The sequence below is a fragment of the Gordonia jacobaea genome (assembly GCF_965344965.1).
Classification (GTDB): domain Bacteria; phylum Actinomycetota; class Actinomycetes; order Mycobacteriales; family Mycobacteriaceae; genus Gordonia; species Gordonia jacobaea.
Genome location: NZ_CBDRLS010000006.1, coordinates 14,859 through 34,676, shown reverse-complemented (window position 1 = coordinate 34,676; position 19,818 = coordinate 14,859). Strand labels below are relative to the sequence as shown.

Annotated in this window: 18 protein-coding genes and 1 pseudogene; 9 read left to right on the top strand and 10 right to left on the bottom strand. The window is 66.0% G+C overall.

Annotated features, from left to right (window positions below):
• Positions 1–31: 31 nt before the first annotated feature.
• From ACRVY7_RS19335 to ACRVY7_RS19320, 4 genes are all read right to left on the bottom strand, one after another.
• Positions 32–2,371, bottom strand: coding sequence for a HelD family protein (locus ACRVY7_RS19335; RefSeq protein ID WP_431818278.1), 2,340 nt, complete (start codon positions 2,369–2,371; stop codon positions 32–34).
• Positions 2,368–3,135, bottom strand: a complete 768-nt coding sequence (locus ACRVY7_RS19330; protein ID WP_431818277.1) for a hypothetical protein — start codon at positions 3,133–3,135, stop codon at positions 2,368–2,370. Before ACRVY7_RS19330 ends, ACRVY7_RS19335 begins: the two co-directional genes overlap by 4 nt.
• A gap of 56 nt (positions 3,136–3,191) precedes the next feature.
• A complete protein-coding gene (locus ACRVY7_RS19325; protein WP_049698139.1) occupies positions 3,192–4,199 on the bottom strand; it encodes a DoxX family membrane protein in 1,008 nt (335 codons plus the stop codon).
• Between the two features lie 199 nt (positions 4,200–4,398).
• Positions 4,399–5,085: an MBL fold metallo-hydrolase gene (locus ACRVY7_RS19320; protein WP_431818276.1), complete on the bottom strand. Its 687-nt coding sequence runs from the start codon at positions 5,083–5,085 to the stop codon at positions 4,399–4,401.
• 290 nt (positions 5,086–5,375) lie between these two features.
• Between ACRVY7_RS19320 and uvrA the strand changes: the two genes are divergently transcribed.
• Positions 5,376–8,258 carry an excinuclease ABC subunit UvrA gene (gene uvrA / locus ACRVY7_RS19315; protein ID WP_270485350.1) on the top strand — a complete coding sequence of 961 codons (2,883 nt, stop codon included), beginning with the start codon at positions 5,376–5,378 and terminating at the stop codon, positions 8,256–8,258.
• A 51-nt stretch (positions 8,259–8,309) separates the two neighbouring features.
• Here uvrA and ACRVY7_RS19310 read toward each other — a convergent pair whose 3' ends face one another.
• A complete protein-coding gene (locus ACRVY7_RS19310; protein WP_049698137.1) occupies positions 8,310–8,951 on the bottom strand; it encodes a LysE family transporter in 642 nt (213 codons plus the stop codon).
• Positions 8,952–9,019: 68 nt separating this feature from the next.
• On the opposite strand from ACRVY7_RS19310, the gene ACRVY7_RS19305 reads away from it, so the two are divergent.
• Positions 9,020–9,448 (top strand): Lrp/AsnC family transcriptional regulator, encoded by a 429-nt coding sequence (locus ACRVY7_RS19305; protein WP_049698136.1) that lies wholly within the window; start codon positions 9,020–9,022, stop codon positions 9,446–9,448.
• A gap of 59 nt (positions 9,449–9,507) precedes the next feature.
• Here ACRVY7_RS19305 and ACRVY7_RS19300 read toward each other — a convergent pair whose 3' ends face one another.
• The 3 genes from ACRVY7_RS19300 to ACRVY7_RS19290 all read right to left on the bottom strand — a co-directional run bounded on the left by ACRVY7_RS19300 (position 9,508) and on the right by ACRVY7_RS19290 (position 10,900).
• Positions 9,508–9,894, bottom strand: coding sequence for a hypothetical protein (locus ACRVY7_RS19300; RefSeq protein WP_152930025.1), 387 nt, complete (start codon positions 9,892–9,894; stop codon positions 9,508–9,510).
• Between the two features lie 106 nt (positions 9,895–10,000).
• The gene (locus ACRVY7_RS19295; RefSeq protein WP_005208919.1) at positions 10,001–10,300 is read right to left on the bottom strand and encodes a DUF1540 domain-containing protein; all 300 of its coding nucleotides are present in this window, start codon (positions 10,298–10,300) and stop codon (positions 10,001–10,003) included.
• Positions 10,301–10,459: 159 nt separating this feature from the next.
• Positions 10,460–10,900: a DUF1844 domain-containing protein gene (locus ACRVY7_RS19290; RefSeq protein WP_431818275.1), complete on the bottom strand. Its 441-nt coding sequence runs from the start codon at positions 10,898–10,900 to the stop codon at positions 10,460–10,462.
• Between the two features lie 261 nt (positions 10,901–11,161).
• Between ACRVY7_RS19290 and infC the strand changes: the two are divergent.
• From infC to ACRVY7_RS19270, 4 genes and pseudogenes are all read left to right on the top strand, one after another.
• A pseudogene (gene infC, locus ACRVY7_RS19285) lies at positions 11,162–11,816 on the top strand (translation initiation factor IF-3).
• Between the two features lie 105 nt (positions 11,817–11,921).
• Positions 11,922–12,116 carry a 50S ribosomal protein L35 gene (rpmI, locus tag ACRVY7_RS19280; RefSeq protein ID WP_005208912.1) on the top strand — a complete coding sequence of 65 codons (195 nt, stop codon included), beginning with the start codon at positions 11,922–11,924 and terminating at the stop codon, positions 12,114–12,116.
• Positions 12,117–12,156: 40 nt separating this feature from the next.
• Positions 12,157–12,537, top strand: coding sequence for a 50S ribosomal protein L20 (gene rplT, locus ACRVY7_RS19275; protein WP_049698135.1), 381 nt, complete (start codon positions 12,157–12,159; stop codon positions 12,535–12,537).
• A gap of 55 nt (positions 12,538–12,592) precedes the next feature.
• Positions 12,593–13,387, top strand: a complete 795-nt coding sequence (locus ACRVY7_RS19270; RefSeq protein ID WP_431818274.1) for a TrmH family RNA methyltransferase — start codon at positions 12,593–12,595, stop codon at positions 13,385–13,387.
• 13 nt (positions 13,388–13,400) lie between these two features.
• On the opposite strand, the gene ACRVY7_RS19265 is transcribed toward ACRVY7_RS19270, so the two are convergent.
• Complete coding sequence (locus ACRVY7_RS19265; protein WP_431818273.1) at positions 13,401–13,859, bottom strand: SRPBCC family protein; 459 nt, start codon at positions 13,857–13,859, stop codon at positions 13,401–13,403.
• A 112-nt stretch (positions 13,860–13,971) separates the two neighbouring features.
• Between ACRVY7_RS19265 and ACRVY7_RS19260 the strand changes: the two genes are divergently transcribed.
• The 3 genes from ACRVY7_RS19260 to pheT all read left to right on the top strand — a co-directional run bounded on the left by ACRVY7_RS19260 (position 13,972) and on the right by pheT (position 19,069).
• Positions 13,972–15,282 (top strand): acyltransferase family protein, encoded by a 1,311-nt coding sequence (locus ACRVY7_RS19260; RefSeq protein ID WP_431818272.1) that lies wholly within the window; start codon positions 13,972–13,974, stop codon positions 15,280–15,282.
• 193 nt (positions 15,283–15,475) lie between these two features.
• On the top strand, positions 15,476–16,537 hold the full coding sequence (pheS, locus tag ACRVY7_RS19255; protein ID WP_431818271.1) for a phenylalanine--tRNA ligase subunit alpha: 1,062 nt from the start codon (positions 15,476–15,478) through the stop codon (positions 16,535–16,537).
• Between the two features lie 57 nt (positions 16,538–16,594).
• Positions 16,595–19,069 (top strand): phenylalanine--tRNA ligase subunit beta, encoded by a 2,475-nt coding sequence (gene pheT / locus ACRVY7_RS19250; RefSeq protein WP_431818270.1) that lies wholly within the window; start codon positions 16,595–16,597, stop codon positions 19,067–19,069.
• Positions 19,070–19,094: 25 nt separating this feature from the next.
• On the opposite strand, the gene ACRVY7_RS19245 is transcribed toward pheT, so the two are convergent.
• Positions 19,095–19,772, bottom strand: a complete 678-nt coding sequence (locus ACRVY7_RS19245; RefSeq protein WP_431818269.1) for a DUF4386 domain-containing protein — start codon at positions 19,770–19,772, stop codon at positions 19,095–19,097.
• Between the last annotated feature and the right edge of the window lie 46 nt (positions 19,773–19,818).

The following is a 19,818-nucleotide window of genomic DNA, read 5'->3' as shown; positions in this document are numbered from 1 at the left end:
CAGCGGTGTGACGGGCGTCGTCGAAAGCCGTTCAGCGACGCGGCATGTCGTCGAGCTCTGTTGGCAGCGGGTCGGCGTTGACCACGACGAGGCGCTGCGTGCTGCGGGTCAGCGCGACGTAGAGATCGCTGTATCCGCGCGGCGACTGAGCGATGAGTGCGCTCGGTTCGACGACGACAGTCGTGTCGAACTCGAGTCCCTTACAGGTGGTGACCGTGTGGACGCGGGGGAGCTCGTCGACGCCGAGTGTCGACGGGTCGAGGCCGGCGACCAACTGCGAGGTGGCGTCGAAGAGGTTGTCGGGCACCACGATTCCGGTCAGCCCGCGCAGTTCCGGTCGCGTGGCCTCCTCGATCGCAGTCGCGACGAGCTCGGCCGTTGGCACGGAACGGGCATACGGATCGATTCCGTTGCTGCGCAACGAGGTCGGCGGTGTGAGTGAATCGCCGACGTGCGCCAGGACGCGCGCCGCGTAGGTCATGATCTCACTCGGCGTGCGGTAGTTGACGGTCAACTCGCGCAACTGCCAACGGTTCGCGACGTAGGGTGTCAGCACCTCGCTCCACGACGTCGTGCCCGCGAGGTCGCCGGTCTGTGCGGTGTCTCCGATGATGGTCATCCACCGGTTCGGGATTCGGCGCATCACCATGCGCCATGCCATACCGGACAACTCCTGGGCTTCGTCGACGATGACGTGGCCGAATGTCCAGGTGCGATCGTTGAAGGCGCGCTCCGCGGTGGTCGCGCGTTGCACGTCGGTCTGGCGCGCAGCGAGTTGCTCTGCGTCGATCAGGTCGTAGGCCATCAGGATCTCCGGGTCGAGTTCGTCCTCGAGATCCTGTGGTGCCGAGCCGGTGAGGATGTCGAGCGCATCCTGGGCGTCGGCGAGTTGTCGACGCCATCGCTCGCGTTCGGCACGTTCGGCCTCATCGGTGCCGTAGCCGACGAGTTCGGCCAGTTCGTCGAGCAACGGAACGTCGGCGGGAGTGAACTCGTCGCTCTCGCTGCCCTTTTCGGCTTTGCCGACTGGCCTGCGGCGTGCCCGGTGGAGCGCTGCGCGATCCTCGTCGGACCAGCCCGGCGTGGCCTTGCGGATGGCGGCGGGGTCGTCGTAGAGGTCGCGGAGGACGTCCGTCGGAGTGAGCGTCGGCCAGAACGCGAGCACCGCCTCGCGGATATCCGGATCGCGACCCATGTCGTCGCGAATGTCCTTGAGGTCGGCGGGCGTGAGGAGTTGCGACCCGTCGAGCAGACTGGCGCCGATCGCCGCCGAGTGCCGGGCGGCGAGTGCATCGAGTGCGGAGCGTAGGAACACCGGCTGGGCCTGGTTGTGCGCCCTGCGCGACCCGCGGGCCGCCGTACGCGCTGCCTTGACGAGCGCACTGTCGATCTCGACCCGGTAACCGTCGAAGTCCACGGATACCGGCTTGGTCGGCAGCGACTCGTGTGCCCGAACCGTGCGCTTGAGCACGTCGAGCATCTGTAAGCGCCCCTTGACCTCTCGGGTGCGTCGAGGTTCGTCGGCGGTCGCGGTGACGCCGGGGAAGAGCTCGCCGATCGTCGCGAGGAGCACTCCGGACTCACCGAGCGAAGGCAGCACCTGGCCGATGTAGTCGAGGAAGTCGCTGTTGGGGCCGATGATGAGGATTCCACTGCGCGAGAGGATGTCTCGATGTGTGTACAGCAGGTACGCCGCGCGGTGTAGCGCCACAGCGGTCTTGCCGGTGCCGGGGCCGCCCTGGATGACCGTGACGCCGCGATGCGGTGACCGGATGATGAGATCCTGCTCGCGCTGGATGGTCTCGACAATGTCGGTCATCTCGCCGGTACGTGCGGCGTTGAGGGCGGCTACGAGCGCGGACTCGTTGACCACGTCGCCGTGCGCTGACTCGTCGATGGAAGCCTCACCCGCGGTGAGGAATTCGTCGTTGACCTCACGGACGCCACGATTTCGCGTGCGGATGTGTCTGCGGCGAGCGACCTCTTCCGGCGCTGCAGGCGTTGCGAGGTAGAACGCTCGCGACAGGGGCGCCCTCCAGTCGAGAAGGAGTGTCGTGTCGCCGTCATCGTCGTCGAGGACTCCGATGCGTCCGATCCGCCGGGTCTCGCCGTCGTCGAGGTCGAGGCGGCCGAAATACAGATTGTGTTCGGCGGCATCGTATTTCGCGAGGTCGTCGACGTACATGCGTTCGTAGGACTCGCGTTCGGACAGCGCCTGCGGTGTGCCCGCGGACTCGCGCAGGGTTGCGGCGAGTCGACGACGGGTGTTGGCACGCATCCTGTCCAGACGCCCGTACACGGCGTCGAGGTGTGTCTGTTCCTCATCGATGCGGGGATCGGTGCGTTCGGTGTGTGTCGGCGAGGTACTCATCGGATCTCATCGTCGGGTTCGGCGTGCGTACCGAATGGGGTATGTGCGGTGCTGTCGGGATGGTGGGGTGCGGTGTCGCGGCTGAGGCCGTCGGGACGGCACTGTCCGCGGCTCTGGATGCGCCGTGTCAGATCCTTGCCCGCTGTCAGGTCCTTGCCCGCGTCGGTGTCGCCGAGTCGCGCGCAGACGGTCGCGGGCGGCTCCGCCAGCGACGGGTCGTCGAGCGCTTCCGCAAGGTGCGCGAGGACTGCGGACTGGGTCGAGAAGGGGAGCGGGGTCGAGCGTCGATCGGTGAGGACTCCGTGTCGTGAGGCGTATATGGCGAACTCGCGCACCGGCATCGGTGAGCGGAGGGGAGCGGAGTCGACGTCGTCGAGGAGTTCACGCAGGGGATGAGAAGTCGTGGTCACTGTCAATCGATGGTAATTGGGTTCGGTGCGGTCGAGTGCGGCGAGTTGGTCGTCGTCGAGCCAGAACGCCGTCAGAGGTGTGTTGGCGCCGGGGGACGCGAAGGGAGCTGCCGGAATGTATCCGCGCGCCGACACGTGGCCGGAATACCCGACAGCGATACCGCTCACGACGACGCGGGCAGGACGGATGTCGACGCCGCCAACATCGGCGAGCTTGGTGGCCAGCACCGCGCGTGATGCGTTGGAACCGACGGCAACCATGAGCGTGCGACCTTCGTGACGCATCTCCAGAGGGGCGTAGTCGGTGTCCGCGACCCAGGGATAGTGCTGCGGCGGAAACGCGGCGGACCCCATGCGCCCGCTCGGAGTCTGTTCCGAAGGCGATGGGGTCCGCGCGTGGAGCGAAGGGGTCAGGACCGGGCCTTGCGCCAGCGCTTCTTGCTGTCGGCGACGGCTGCGTCGGCCTTGTCGCCTGCGGTCGACACCAGTTCCTTGGCCGACTCTGCGAGCTCTGCGGAACGCTCCCGCGCGGCTTCGGCGAGCTCTGCGGAGCGCTCCCGAGCGGCTTCTGCGATCTCGGGGGCGCGGTCGCGCACCTTGTCGGCAAATTCTGTGGAGCGCTCGCGTGCCGTCTCAGCGATCTCGGGGGCGCGGTCGCGCACCTTGTCGGCGAACTCCGCCGAACGCTCGCGGGCGTTTTCTGCGACGACGGGCGCACGGTCGCGCACCTTATCGGCGAACTCCGCCGAACGCTCACGGGCGTTTTCTGCGACGACGGGCGCACGATCGCGGAACTTCTCCGCGGCCTCGGCAGAACGCTCTCCCAACTTGTGCGCGTCCTGCTTGAGGAGACCTGCGGCCTCGCTGGACTTCTCACCGAGCGTCGACGCGGAATCCTGTGCGTGCTCGCGGATCGAATCCCACGCTGTGGTGCTCGCCTTAGCGCCGAGTGGCAGGGCCGCGAGTGCGGCGTCGGCCTTGCGTCGACCACGCCACGCGAGCGAGGGCTTGCCCTCGGTGTCGGCCGCCGAGATCAGCAGGCCGCCCATCAGGCTCAAGTTCTTGAGGAAGTGTGTGCGCTGCATGCTCCGCGCAACGGGATCCGACTCTTCCCAGAAGGGATGGCCGGCGAACGTCGTCGGTGCGAGGGAGCCCGCCAGAACGGCCGACGCGAAGCGTGGGAACTTGCCCGTCGCAAGGAGGACACCGCTCGCCAGTTGGATGCCGCCGTTCACTCGGACCAGCGTGACCGGATCGGTGGGGATGACGGAGGTGACCTCGTCCGGCAGCACACCGACGGTGCTCTCCACGAAGGGCTCCGCGATTTCTGCTCGCTTCTGCGGGTGTCGCAGGGCGTCATAGCCGGAGACGATGAACACCGATGCGAGCATCGGTCGGGCAATACGGCGGAGGATCATCTTGTTGACACGGTCCCTTCGGAAGTCACTCTGTTAGTCGGTCACTGTGCTTTTCGTTTACTGCGGCTTTTCGGTCACTGCGTTGGTCGATCACGCGTTGGACTGGGGTCGGCGGCGCTCTATCGAGGCTACCCGTCCGGTGTCGGGCGCTCGGCGGAGTTGATGATCTGGCGCAAGTGTTGTGCGTGTAGGCCGATTCTCACCAGCCGCGTTCGCGCCATTCGTCCAGCGACGGGCGTTCGGTGCCGAGGGTCGTGTCCTTGCCGTGGCCGGGGTACACGACGGTCGAGTCGGGATAGCGCTCGAAGAGCTTGGTCTCGACGTCGTCGACGAGAGTGTCGAAGTCGCCTGGCGCCCAGGTCTTTCCGACGCCGCCCGGGAAGAGGGAATCGCCGGTGAACAGGTGGACGACGCCGCTTGCGGGATCGGTGAGTGCGAGCGCGATCGACCCGGGCGTGTGGCCGACGAGGTGGATTGCGTCGAAGGTCAGGTCACCGACGGTCAGTACGTCGCCGTCGTCGAGGAGGATGTCGGGGGTCACGGGCAGTTCGGGAGCGTCGATCCTGCCGGCCGCGGTCGGCGCGCCCGTCGCCGACGCGACGTCGGCAAGTGCCTGCCAATGGTCGTAGTGCTGGTGCGTGGTGAAGATCGTGCGCGGGGTGCCGTCGAGTTCGTCGAGCACACCGCGAATGGTGTCCGCATCGTTGGCGGCGTCGATGATGAGTTGGTCGCCGGTCGCGGCACTGGTGACGATGTAGACGTTGTTGTCCATGGGCCCAACGGAGATCTTCACGATCGAGGCGTTGCTCAGTGTGCGGCGCTGCGGGCCGGTCTCGGACAGATCGCCGGTGTATTCGTCGGTGATGGTGAGGTCGGGCGAGGTCATGAACTCAGCGTAGCCACGCAGGTCGACGCGGTGGACGAGGATGGGAACACCTGGTGGGCCGCGTATCGTTGACAAGTGTTGTGACGCCGCCTGGAGACCGCCGGCACGGCGTCGAGTTTTCCTGTCGGTGGCTGCCGTTATGGTGAGCCGCGGACACGCCCAACGAGACAGACACGCCCAACGTGACATCGGTCGACGATCGGTGCCCAGCGGCGGACGGATGCGCGGCGATCCCGCGCAGGGGCTGGCCAAGACGTATGGACCAGCCAAGACATGTGGATAGGACAGTAGTGGTTGATCGTTTGATCGTCCGTGGTGCCCGCGAACACAACCTTCGCGGTGTCGATGTTGATCTGCCCCGCGACAGCCTCATCGTGTTCACCGGACTCTCGGGTTCGGGGAAGTCGTCGCTGGCTTTCGACACGATCTTCGCCGAGGGCCAACGACGCTACGTGGAGTCGCTGTCTGCGTATGCGCGGCAGTTCTTGGGCCAGATGGACAAGCCCGACGTCGACTTCATCGAAGGGCTCTCGCCCGCGGTGTCGATCGACCAGAAGTCGACGAACCGCAACCCTCGGTCGACGGTCGGCACGATCACCGAGGTCTACGACTACCTGCGCCTGCTCTACGCGCGCGCCGGCGTCGCACACTGTCCGATCTGCGGTGCCGAAATTGCCAAGCAGACACCTCAGCAGATCGTCGATCAGGTGCTCGCGATGGACGAGGGCACCCGTTTTCAGGTTCTCGCGCCGGTCGTCCGCACCCGTAAGGGTGAGTTCGTCGACCTGTTCGCCGAACTGCAGACCCAGGGCTTCTCCCGTGCGCGCGTCGACGGCAAGATCCATTCGCTGACGGACCCGCCCAAGCTCAAGAAGCAGGAAAAGCACGACATCGACGTCGTCGTCGACCGGCTCGTCGTGAAGCCGAGCGCCAAGCAGCGTCTCACCGACTCGGTGGAGACGGCCCTGCGGCTGGCCGACGGCATTGTCGTCCTCGACTTCGTCGACGTCGAGGAGAACGATCCCCACCGCGAACGTCGATTCTCCGAGCGCATGGCGTGCCCGAACGGACACCCGATCGCCATCGACGACCTCGAGCCGCGGTCGTTCTCGTTCAACTCGCCGTACGGCGCATGTCCCGAATGCGACGGACTCGGGATCCGCAAGGAGGTCGACGAGGACCTCGTCGTGCCCGACCCCGACCTCTCACTCTCCGAGGGCGCCATCGCCCCCTGGTCGACTGGACACAACGCCGACTACTTCCTGCGCCTCATGTCCGGTCTGGCCGACGAGATGGGATTCGACGTCGACACCCCGTGGAAGAAGTTGCCCGCCAAGGCGCGGAATGCGCTGCTCAACGGCAGCGAGCACCAGGTGCACGTCAAATTCCGTAACCGGTACGGACGGACACGGTCGTACTACACCGAGTTCGAGGGCGTCATGGCGTTCCTGAACCGCCGCATGGATCAGACCGAATCCGAACAGATGAAGGAACGGTACGAGGGCTACATGCGCGACGTTCCGTGCCCGGTCTGTCAGGGTGCGCGGTTGCGTCCGGAGATCCTCGCGGTGACGCTCGATCACCCCGAATACGGACCGAAATCGATCGCCGAGGTGTCGGCGCTTTCGGTGGCCGACGCCGCGGGATACCTCGGCGGATTGAAGCTCGACAAACGCCAGGAGGCGATCGCGGGCCGCGTCCTCAAAGAGGTGCAGGCACGCATCACGTTCCTGCTCGACGTCGGACTCGACTATCTGTCGCTGTCCCGTGCCGCAGGGTCGCTGTCGGGTGGCGAGGCGCAGCGAATCCGCTTGGCCACTCAGATCGGTTCGGGTCTTGCCGGTGTCCTCTACGTCCTCGACGAACCGTCGATCGGACTGCACCAGCGCGACAATCGTCGACTGATCGACACCCTCACGCGACTGCGCGATCTGGGCAACACGCTGATCGTGGTCGAACACGACGAGGACACGATCCGCGCAGCCGATTGGATCGTCGATATCGGACCGCGCGCGGGCGAGCACGGCGGCAAGGTGGTGCACTCCGGTAGCTACAAGGATCTGCTGAAGAACCGCAAATCGCTGACGGGCAACTACCTGTCCGGCCGCGAGACACTTCCGGTCCCGCCGATCCGTCGGCCGATCAACAAGAATCGCCAGCTCACCGTGGTGGGGGCTCGCGAGCACAACCTGCGCGGCATCGACGTCTCGTTTCCGCTCGGCGTGCTCACCGCTGTCACCGGGGTGTCCGGATCCGGAAAGTCGACGCTGGTCAACGACATCCTTGCGACGGTGCTCGCCAACAAGCTGAACGGTGCGCGTCAGGTACCGGGCAGGCACACCCGCGTGAACGGCCTCGGGAACCTCGACAAGCTCGTGCAGGTCGATCAGTCGCCGATCGGTCGGACACCGCGCTCGAATCCGGCGACCTACACCGGCGTCTTCGACAAGATCCGCACGCTGTTCGCAGCGACGACCGAAGCGAAGGTGCGCGGCTACCAGCCAGGACGGTTCTCGTTCAACGTCAAGGGCGGACGATGCGAGGCGTGTCAGGGCGAGGGAACCATCAAGATCGAGATGAACTTCCTGCCGGACGTCTACGTCCCCTGCGAGGTGTGTCACGGTGCGCGCTACAACCGCGAGACCCTCGAGGTGCATTACAAGGGCAAGACCATCTCGGAGGTTCTCGACATGCCGATCGAGGAGGCCGCTGACTTCTTCGAGCCTGTCACCTCGATCCACCGCTACCTCAAGACGCTCGTCGACGTCGGCCTCGGATACGTCCGTCTCGGACAACCCGCACCGACACTCTCGGGCGGTGAGGCCCAGCGCGTCAAACTGGCCGCCGAACTGCAGAAGCGGTCGGCAGGCCGAACCGTCTACATCCTCGACGAGCCGACGACCGGCCTGCACTTCGAGGACATCAAGAAGCTCCTCGACGTGATCAACGGATTGGTCGACAAGGGCAACACGGTGATCGTGATCGAGCACAACCTCGACGTCATCAAGACGGCCGACTGGGTCATCGACATGGGACCAGAAGGTGGAACGGGCGGTGGCACGGTGATCGCCGAGGGGACTCCCGAAGACATTGCGGAGACACCGGGAAGCCACACCGGGAAGTTCCTCGCCGACGTGCTCGAGACAGGGGAGCCGGTCGCGACTGCCGGCTGATTCGTGTTTGCCCGCGGTCCCGATCAGCCGGTCTCGTCCAGCCGATCTGGTTCAGTGCAGTGATGCTGCGATCAGTGACACGCCCAGCAAAGCGACGACGGCGTTTCCGGCGATGATCGTGAGTCGACGGCCGCTGCCGGTTATCCGAGTACCGGCGGCCGCCCCGGCGATCGCCAGAACCGCCTGCCACAGCAGGGAACCGAGGCCGACCCCGGCCACGAATAGTGCTGCGCCGCAACCACTTATGTGGCCCCCGCTCGGCAAGGCGACAGCTGGTACGGCAATGGATGCGAAGTAGATGAGCGTCGCCGGATTCATCGCGGTCAACCCGACGAACATGAGGTAGCGGTGCCCCCTCGTCGACTGGGCACGGCTCGACGTCGACTGGGCACGGCTCGACGCCGAGTGTGCGCGGAATATGGCGTGCGCCGCCACGAGTAAGAGCACGCTGCCGCCGACGATGCCGGGATACGGGCCGAGACGGCTGATGAACGGTGCGATCGCCGCTCCGAACGTTGTGGCCGCGGCGGCGTAGACGGCGTCGACCGTCGCGACCCCGGCCGCGGCCTCGAGTGCACTGCGCACACCGCGCTCCGCTCCTTCGAGCATGAGCATCACACCGATCGCACCGAGCGGCATCGCAATACCGAAACCCGCCACGAGACCGAGTGTGAGTGCGTGGATCACCGACATCTGACCACCATCGACCGCGGTTGATGACGATGCCTAAAAGATGTCGCTTCGACTGATATCTTTTCGATGTGGACCCGATCGACCGACAGATCATAGAGGCACTTCGCCATGATGGTCGCGCATCGTTCAGTGCGCTCGGTCGGCTTGTGGGGCTTGGAACCAACAGTGCCGCAGCGCGGGTGCGACGCCTCGAGCGCGACGGTGTCATCCTCGGCTATCGCGCGGTGATCAGCACCGATGACGCACCGTCACCGGCCGGGATCGAAGCGTTCATCGACGTACGGCTGCACCCTGATCGCGACTCGGAGGAGTTCTTGCGGTGGGCGCAACGTGAGGCGATGGTGCGCGACGCGGTCCACGTGACCGGCCCTTACGACTACCTGCTGCAGGTATCGGTGGCCGACACCGCGGGACTCGACAGACTGCTTCGGCGGCTCAAGAGCGACGCCGGTGCCGCGCAGACCCAGACGCGCATCGCGCTGCGGCCGGATCACTGACTGGGTTCGCCGCCGGCGCGAGGTTCACCGAGGCCGGGGGAGAAGAGTGGTGGGGAGTGTCAGTGCCCCATGGACTTTCGGATCTCGTCGAGCTTCTTCTTCGCGGCCTCGTCGCGCTTGCGCATCATGTCGTCGACGCCCTGGCCCTCGGGCGTGCCCTCAGCCAACTCCTGGGAACCGATCGCGGTCGAGATGCGCTTCTCGATCTTGTCGCGGACGAAATCGAAACTCGGCACACCTTGCTCGCTGTAGTCGGGATCGATGTGCCCGGGGCTCGAGATGGTCGTCGAGCCGGGAAAGCTGGATCCGGGAGAGGCGGTGTCGACGACTTCCGTATCCAGGACCTCGGCGTCGATGATCTCTCCGACGGGCTCTGTGCCGCCGGCCGAGGAGGTCGTCCGTGTCGGATCGGCCGGGTCGTGGTCGTGCGCACCTTCGGAGGTCATGGATTCAGGCTAGCCCGCATACGAAACGACGGACGCCGCGCTGGTCACAGAATGACCCGCACGACGTCCGTCGAGGGCTGCAGAGTGGTCTGGTGACGCGAAGCCGTCAGCGAGGGGAGTAGGTGAGGCAGTTCGCGGTGTCGGAACTCTCGCCTGCACCGATACGGACCGCAGTGGCCGTGCATTCGAGATTCGCGTTGTGCTCGCAGTCGACCCGCTGGCATGCACCGACCTGGGTCGAGACGCGGTCGAGGCCGCCGCGAGTTGTCAGGGGGATGAACGTCGCGCAGTCGGCAGTGCCGTTGGTTCCGCTGACGTTGATCGCGAACGCGTGGCAGCCGTCGTGGTTGTAGGAACACTCACTGACGGTGCATTCGGCGACATGTGGCATTTCGAGCGTGGCCATCGTGAACTCCTGGATCGAGGTTGGCGGGCGGGTATCTGCCCTGCCTTCCAATCTAGGTGAGTCCGTTGACCCTTTCCAGCAAGCAAAGGCTCGCCTGACCTGCTGAAACGTTAGGTAAGCGCTACCTACATCGCGGTGAATTCGCGGCCAACGAGAGCGTCACCGACGACGGTCTCGAACCGGTCCGGTGTACTTCTCGCCGGGGCCCTCGCCTGGCTCGTCCGGGTATGCGCTCGCGTCGCGGAACGCCAGTTGCAGTTGCTTGAGTCCGTCTCGGATGGGAGCGGCATGAACGCCGAGATCCGGTTTGGCTGCGTCGACGAGTCCGGCCAGTGCGGTGATGAGTTTTCGGGCCTCATCGAGATCGGCGTCGTCTTCGGATGCCCCCGGCGCCAGGCCGAGCTTCTCCGCCGACGCGCTCATCAGCATGATGATGGCCCGGGTCACAACCTCGATCGAGGGAATGTCGGCCATGTCACGGACGTTGTCATCATCGTCTGTGGAAGTAGTCACGTCCGGACGCGCGGAATCGTTGTTCGGAACGCCGGTGAGGTCGTCACCTGCATCGTCGCCCGAAGGCGAATAGGTGTTCTCGGGCATGACTGATAGACTCCCATAGCACGACCGCCCCGGTTGGCGCCGGGGTCGCAAGTGGAGTTCCGCTCCCACCGCTACGACGCGTCGAATATGTGCGCTTGCCGCACACGCGATTCACGCAGTTGTACGGTCCGGTCCCGCCGATGGGCGTGGTCTTTCCACGCCGTCGGCGATGCGCATCCAATGGTGTGCAGACCGGTCGGTATCGGAGCCCTGACGATGGTGAACACCATCTCGGGGCTCTTCTGCTGAGAGCCCCTTTCCATGCGCGGCCACCGACCACTCCGCGACGGCCACCCCTGTCAGGTTTTATCAAGGAGGCCCCATCAGCACTGAGACCCGCATCAACGAGCGCATCCGCGTACCGGAGGTCCGACTCGTCGGACCGAATTCGGAGCAGGTGGGCATCGTGCGTGTTGAAGATGCGCTGCGCCTGGCCTACGAGGCCGACCTGGACTTGGTCGAGGTCGCACCCGACGCCCGTCCGCCGGTGTGCAAGATCATGGACTACGGCAAGTTCAAGTACGAAGCAGCGCAGAAGCAACGCGAGTCGCGTCGCAACCAGCAGTTGACCGTCATCAAGGAGCAGAAGCTCCGGCCGAAGATCGACGACCACGATTACGAGACCAAGAAGGGTCACGTCATCCGGTTCCTCGAGGCAGGCTCGAAGGTGAAGGTCACCATCATGTTCCGCGGCCGCGAGCAGTCGCGACCCGAACTCGGATACCGACTGCTGCAGCGCCTCGGAAACGACGTCGCCGATTACGGCTTCATCGAGACCTCGGCCAAGCAGGACGGCCGCAACATGACCATGGTCCTCGCCCCGCACAAGGGCGCGAAGACCCGCGTGAAAGCGCAGCAGACTCGTGACGACCGCGCGCCCCGCCAGCAGGGCGCCAAGGACGACACGGCCAGCTAAGCCGATGCGGTCCGTGAGAACGGACCGTCGGAGAACCACTGCGGACGCATACCGCACCCGACAACCGCGGGTGTGGCTTGCGTCCGCTCGAATGAAGGAAAGAACATGCCGAAGAGCAAGACCCACAAGGGCACAGCCAAGCGCTTCAAGGTGACCGGCAGCGGAAAGATCGTCCGCCAGAAGGCCAACCGTCGCCACCTCCTGGAGCACAAGTCCTCTCGCCGTACCCGTCGTCTCGACGGCATCGCCGTGGTGAGTGAGAACGACGCACCGCGTATCAAGCGACTGCTCAACCGCTGACGCACCCGACCACCACATCTGACGAACAAGAGGAACTGACATGGCACGCGTGAAAAGGGCTGTCAACGCCCAGAAGAAGCGTCGTTCGACGCTGGAGGCCTCCAAGGGATACCGCGGGCAGCGCTCGCGCCTGTACCGCAAGGCCAAGGAGCAGCAGCTCCACTCGATGACTTACGCCTACCGGGACCGTCGCGCCCGCAAGGGTGAGTTCCGCAAGCTGTGGATCGCACGTATCAACGCTGCGTCCCGCGCCAACGACATCACCTACAACCGCTTCATCCAGGGCCTCAAGGCCGCGGGTGTCGAGGTTGACCGCAAGGTGCTCGCCGACATCGCCGTGACCGACCCGGAGGCCTTCACCGGCCTCGTCGAGGTTGCCCGCAAGGCACTGCCGGCCGACGTCAACGCTCCCGCAGCCTGAGCGTTCACATCGAACACGTCGCACACGACCCGCGAGTGATCACGGACATCATCTGATGGAGATCTTGTCCGAACGATCCTCGCGGGTCGTGTCGTATGCGAAGCTCCATCGGGCGTCGGTACGACGGTCCGAGGGAAGATTTATCGTCGAAGGTGCCAATGCGGTTGCCGCCGCACTGGAGAGCGGTCGGGCACTGCAGGTCCTCGTCCGGGAGAGTGACGCCGACCGGCACGCCGATGTCCTCGGCGACGCGTCCGGCGCAGGCGTCGATGTCGTCGGATTGTCGGATCGCGCAGCCGAAAAGCTTTCGGAGGCGACGACACCTCCCGGAATCTTCGCTCTCGCCGAGCTGCTCGACGCGTCCCTCGACGACGTGCTGTCGTCCGGTCCACGCCTACTGGCGGTGGCCGTCGAGCCGCGTGAACCAGGTAATGCCGGGACGCTGATCCGCACAGCCGACGCGATGGGCGCCGACGCCGTGCTGTTGCTCGGCGAGGCGGTTGATCCGCACAACGGGAAGTGCGTACGCGCGAGCGCGGGCAGCGTCTTCCATCTGCCGATCGTTCGGGAACGAGACGTCGACGCGGCGCTGTCGTCGGTGAGGTCGGCGGGCATCACGATCCTGGCGACGTCGGCCGACGGTGAGCTCGTGCTCGACGACGCCTCAGACGTCCTCGCCGAGCCGACCGCCTGGCTGTTCGGCAACGAAGCCCACGGGTTGTCCGCACCACTCGCGCAGTCGGCCGACCACCGGGTGTCCATTCCGATCCGCGGTCGCGCCGAGAGCCTCAATCTCGCGTCGGCGGCGTCGATCTGTCTCTACGAGAGCGCACGAGTACAAGCCCGCTAGGTTGTAGCGCAGCTCACGCCTCGGCGATCACTTTGATCCTGGCGAGAGTGGCAGGAATTCCCTCAGCCGCCGCGACGAGGCGAATCCTCATCTGGTCATCGGCGTCGTCGCCGTACTTCTCGCGGAAGAATACTTCGCCGGTCTCAGAGAACGCGGTGTACTCGGTGAGCCGTGTGCTGCCGTCGCCGACGGCTTCGACGCGATAGCCCCACCTCGTGCCGCTTGTTCCGATCGTCCATTCGAAGCGAGTGTCGGGCTCGTCGACGGTCACGGTCGAGACGGTCGACCACTCGCGGACCGGCGTGCGGTTGTGACCGGTGAAGGTCGCGCCCGCACCGCGTGCGGAACTGTCCCACTCACACGCGTGGCACTGTTCGCTCCACTCTCCGGTGCGCGTGACGTCGCTGATCAGGGCGTACACGTCCTGCGGGCTGCGCTCGACGACAACGGAATCTTCCAGTGTGTATCGCATGGGTGTCGAGTCTAGGGCGACGGGCGGCACCGGCTGATCGAGTTGAAACGCATACGCGTGCTGAGTAGTTGCACCCATGATCGAAAGGGCATGTCGGCGAAGACTTCTCGGAGTGCGAAACCACTCAACCCTGACTCCCTCTGTCGCGGAACTCGACGCGCTGACCGGCAACCGCGATCGCGTCGTCGATCTCATCCGACTCACCTCGCTGGTCGTCGTGATCGCCGGGCACTCGCTCATGCTGACGGTGTCCGTCGACGACGGTCGGCCCGTCCTCGGCAACACACTCGCCGACGTTCCGCTTCTGCAACCGATGACCTGGCTGTTCCAGATCCTTCCGCTGTTCTTCTTCGCGGGCGCCGCGGCGTCGACCTATGGCTGGCGTCCAGGCACACGTCCCGGCCACTGGCTGTTGCGTCGTGTGCAGCGACTTCTGCGGCCGGTCGGGTGGTACCTCGTGGTCGTCCTGGTTGTTTACGGGGTCTCGACGCTGGTCGGTGCCGCCGCCATCGCCGACGTCGTGGCACGCCTGGGAGTTCAGTTGCTGTGGTTTCTCGGCGCCTACCTGTTGGTGCTCGCGTTGATGCCCATGCTCCAACGACTCTCGTCACGGCGCGCTGTGCTGTCAGCTCTGGCGGCCGCGTGGCTGGTGACCGCAGTCGTCGACACCCTTCGGATCGCCGTCGATGCGTCGAACAATGTGGGTTACGTCAACTTTCTCAGCGTGTGGATCATCCCGGCGATCCTCGGCGTCGCGTATGCGAAGCGCCTGTTCACGATGGTCGAAGCCGCGGTGCTGTGCGTGACCGCCCTGGTTGTCGACATCGCGCTGGTGGCCCTCGGTCCGTACGAGATGTCGTTGGTGACCGTCCCCGGACAGCAACTGTCCAATATGAGTCCGCCGAGCCTGCTACTCGCCGGTCACACCGTGGTGCTGTGTGCGCTGGTCATCGCGTTGCGCGCGCCGATTGCACGAGTCGCCGCCCGCCCACGGGTCTGGTGGTGGGTCGTGCTCGGCAACCGAGGCGCGATGACGTTGTATCTGTGGCACCTCCCGGTGCTGGGTCTCATCATTGGCCTCTCCTCGTTGTGTGGATTGCAGAGAGATCCCCACGCCCTGCTGTTCTGGCCGACGGTTCTCGCGACCACCGCATGCCTACTCGCGCTGATGATCCCGGTGACCCGAGTGTTGTCCGTCCTGGAGAACCGCCCGCTGCCGTGGTGGGACGCGCAGGTCGTCGGTGGGTGGAGTGCACGACGCGACACCCTCATCGTGGGGCTCCTGGTCGTCGTCGGTGTGACGACGCTGCTCCTGGCCGGTTCGGGAATCGTCGCCGGCTGGATCTGGTTGGTGATCGGCGTCGCCGCCGCGATGGCCGCTCGATCACTGGGTCGAGCACCTGCGAGCTCCCGACGCTGCTGAGCCGGGCGGATCGTGGATGATCGATCGGCGCGGGTTCGTGGGGGCGTCGAGGTAGGGCCCCAGGACGGTCGACTAACCTTGACGAGGAAGTATCACGGCCTCTGACCGGCGCATTGCTGATCTGCTCTCGTCGTCGAGGGGGTCGTGATGGGTTCAGTCATCCGCACCAGCAAGCACTAGGAGACCGCCGACCGTGGCCAGCTCTGCCGACGATCAAGCGCAGCCAACGTTCCCCAGCACCGAGGAACTCGACGCCGCGGCCGACGCCGCCGCTGCGGCATTCGCCGCGGCCGCTGATCTCGATGCGCTCGCGGCCGCCAAGAGCGCGCACCTCGGCGATCGTTCGCCGATAGCGCTCGCTCGTCGCGCGCTCGGTTCGCTGCCGAAGGACCAGCGATCTGAAGCAGGCAAACTGGTCAACCAGGTTCGTGGGCGGGTCAATGCGGTCCTCGACGGCCGGACGGCGCAATTGCAGGCCGAGCGCGACGCCGCAGTCCTCGTCTCCGAATCGGTCGACGTCACGCTGCCGAGTCGTCGACGTCCCGGCGGCGCGCGCCATCCCATCACAGTGATCTCCGAGCAGGTCGCCGACGTTTTCGTCGGCATGGGCTGGGAGATCGCAGAGGGACCCGAGGTAGAGACCGAGCACTACAACTTCGACGCGCTGAACTTTCTCCCGGATCATCCGGCTCGGTCGATGCAGGACACCTTCTACATCGCGCCCGAGGGATCACGTCAGGTGCTTCGCACCCACACGTCACCCGTGCAGGTGCGTTCGATGTTGTCGCGAGATCTCCCGATCTACGTGGCGTGCCCCGGCCGGACATTCCGCACCGACGAGCTCGACGCCACGCACACGCCGGTGTTCCATCAGATCGAGGGCCTCGCCGTCGACAAGGGACTGACGATGGCCAATCTGCGCGGCACGCTCGAAGCGTTCGCTCGCGCACTGTTCGGCCCCGAGACCACCACCCGCATGCGCGCGAGCTATTTCCCCTTCACCGAGCCGTCGGCCGAGGTCGACGTCTGGTTCCCCGCCAAAAAGGGCGGCGCGGGCTGGGTCGAATGGGGTGGCTGCGGCATGGTCAACCCGAACGTGTTGCGCGCCAGCGGAATCGACCCCGACGTCTACTCAGGGTTCGCGTTCGGGATGGGACTCGAGCGCACTCTGCAGTTCCGCAACGACATCTCGGACATGCGCGACATGGTGGAGGGCGACGTCCGCTTCAGCCTCCCGTTCGGCCCGGCGGCCTGAGCCGGTCGACGCCGCAACCCGCACCGATTCCACTCGATGAAAGAAGCTGATTGACCGATGCGTGCACCGCAGTCCTGGTACACCGAGGTACTCCGTGCCGGCGATCCGACCTGGTCGGCGACCACTGAGGAGATCGACGCGGGTTTCGTCCGTGTCGGTTTCGAGATCGAAGACATCGAGTCGTTCCCCGAGATCACCGGCCCGCTGGTGATCGGGCGCGTCGAGCACATCGAGGAACTGACCGAGTTCAAGAAGCCCATTCGCTTCTGCCAGGTCGAGGTGGGGGAGTCAGAACCCCGCGGAATCGTCTGTGGGGCACGCAATTTCGCGGAGGGCGACCTCATCGTTGCCGCTCTGCCCGGAACCGTGCTGCCGGGGCCGTTCGAGATCGCGTCCCGCAAGACGTACGGACACATTTCCGACGGCATGATCTGCTCGGTGTCCGAACTCGGTATCGGCACCGACCACAGCGGCATCCTCGTCCTGGCGCCCGGCACCGCAGAGCCCGGCGCCGACGCCCGCGAGGTCCTCGGACTCGACGACGCCGCGATCGACGTCAACGTCACCCCTGACCGTGGCTACGCGTTCTCGATCCGCGGACTCGGCCGTGAACTGGCGAGCAGCTTCACCGTGCCGTTCGTCGATCCCGGGACCTCCGTCCCCGCCATCTCGGTGTCCGACGGTTCGCCCTGGCCCGTGGCGATCGAGAAGGATTCCGGCGCAACCCGATACACCGCGCGCCTCATCGAGGGCGTCGACCCGACTGCCACCTCGCCGTGGTGGATGCAGAAGCGCCTCATGGTCGCGGGGGTCCGCCCGATCTCCGCGATCGTCGACGTCACCAATTACGTGATGCTCGAATTGGGGCAGCCGCTGCACGCCTTCGACGCAGACAAGTTGTCCGGGACCATCACCGTCCGCAACGCGCGGTCGGGGGAGAAGCTGACAACCCTCGACGGCGTCGTTCGCGACCTCGATCCCGAGGACGTCGTCATCGCCGACGACAGCGGCCCCGTCGCGCTGGCAGGTGTCATGGGCGGCGAGAGCACCGAGGTGGGCCCGCAGACCACGCGCGTCCTGCTCGAGGCGGCGACCTTCGATCCCGTCCGTGTCTTCCGGACCGGGAAACGGCACAAGCTCACGTCGGAGGCGAGTAAGCGGTTCGAGCGCGTCGTCGACCCGGAGATCACCGCCGCAGGTTCTGACCGCGGAGCCGGACTCATCGTCGAACTCGCGGGTGGTGCCATCGCGTCGCCACTGGCCGAGGAGCGGATATCGCTTCCGGCGACCGCGCCCATCACGATCTCTGCCGACGAGCCCGACCGCACGGCCGGGGTCACCTACCCTGCCGGCACCACCGCAGCTCGGCTCGTCGAGGTCGGATGCACGGTCACCGGCACCGACCCGCTGACCGTCACGCCCCCGTCGTGGCGGCCGGATCTGCGTCAGCGCGCCGACCTCGTCGAAGAAGTCTTGCGACTCGAAGGCCTCGAAGACATTCCGGCCGTGCTCCCGTCGGCTCCAGGCGGTCGCGGCCTGACACCAACCCAGCGTCGACGCCGCAGCATCGGTCGCACGCTCGCGCTCGACGGTTACGTCGAGGTACTGCCTTTCCCGTTCATGCCCGCGGGCGTCTTCGAGATATGGGACCTGCCCTCCGACGACCTTCGACGCCGCACGGTCAAGGTGCTCAACCCGCTCGAGTCCGACCGGCCGGAGCTGAACACGACGCTCCTGCCCGGGCTGTTCGAAATGGTCGCCCGGAATATTGCTCGTGGCCAGCGCGACCTGTCGCTGTACACGATCGGACAGGTCGTCTTGGCCACCGACCACATGCGCCCGGTGGCCGAACTCGACGTGACCCGACGCCCCACGGCCGAGGAGATCGCCCAACTCGACGACTCGCTTCCCGCTCAGCCACTGCACGTCGCGGTTGCGCTGACCGGGCTGCGTGATCCGGCGGGCCCGTGGGGTCCCGGCAGGCCCGGCGACTACCTCGACGCCTTCGAGGCTGCTCGTGAGATCGGCGTCGCAGCCGGAGTCGACGTCACGTTGGTGGCCGACACCTACGCGCCCTGGCATCCGGGTCGGTGCGCGGCCGTCGTCGTCGACGGTCGGGTCGTCGGACATGCCGGCGAGCTCCATCCCGCGGTGCTCGAACGTGCGGGGCTGCCGAAGCGGATGTGCGCCGTCGAGATCGACGTCGACGCGTTGCCGCTCGACGCGACACTGCCAGCGCCGCACATCTCCGTGTTCCCGGCGGTGCTGCAGGACGTCGCCGTCGTCGTGTCGGACGGCGTGCCCGCGGCAGACGTCGAGGCGTTGCTGCGCGAGGGCGCCGGTGAGCTGCTCGACTCCATCGAGCTCTTCGATGTCTTCACCGGTGAGCAGGTCGGCGAGGGAAACAAATCGTTGACCTTCGCGCTGAAGTTCCGGGCAGGCGATCGGACCCTCACCGAAGACGAGGCGACCGCGGCGAAACTGGCTGCCGTGGCTCGCGCGACCGAGGGCGTCGGCGCTCGCCTTCGATAGTTCGGGACGTCGATAGCCGGCCACGTCAGGCGACGGCGGCCGGTGTGCTGTTCGACGCCTCGCTGTGCTCTCGCACGCCACGCGCGGTCAGCCAGAGGCCCAGCGCGAGCTCCCACAGCGCGATGGGGGCGGCGGCGAGCGCGCCGATCGGCGACACCTGTGACACGAGGCCGAGGATCGTCGCGGTCGCCGACGCGAGCAGGAGCGGCGCGCCGATGATCCCGAGTGCGGGAATGGCACGTGGAACCAGTCGGTTCGCGTACAGCACCGGAGCCAGCAGGAGTGCATTGACTGCCGGTAGTAGGCCGGGTCCTAGCAGGAACGCGCCATCGTGAAGTGCGACGAGCGCGCCGTCGACTCCTGACGGTGTACCGGGGTCATCCCGGACCGCGACGAGTGCCAGTACCGCCACCACTCCCATCACCACGAGCGTCGCTTCGACGGTTCGCGACGCGACGAAACCTCGTGCGCGGGCGTCGTTGTGGCGTCGAATGATGGGGTAGAGCGCAATGGCGGTGCCGACGCAGCTCACGGCGAGTATGACCTCCAGCACGCATCCGAACTGGGCAGCGGCCACCGATGCGTCGGGATCGCCGTCGAGAAAGGGTTTCTTGAGAGCGAGAGCCGGAATCGACGTCGCGAAGGTGACTAGGTACCAGATACCGGCCCACCGCGCTCGGGCTCGGTCGTTCGACTCGACCATGCGAGATCTCCTGCCTGTGGCCTAGGTGCGCGTGACGCGCGCTGGG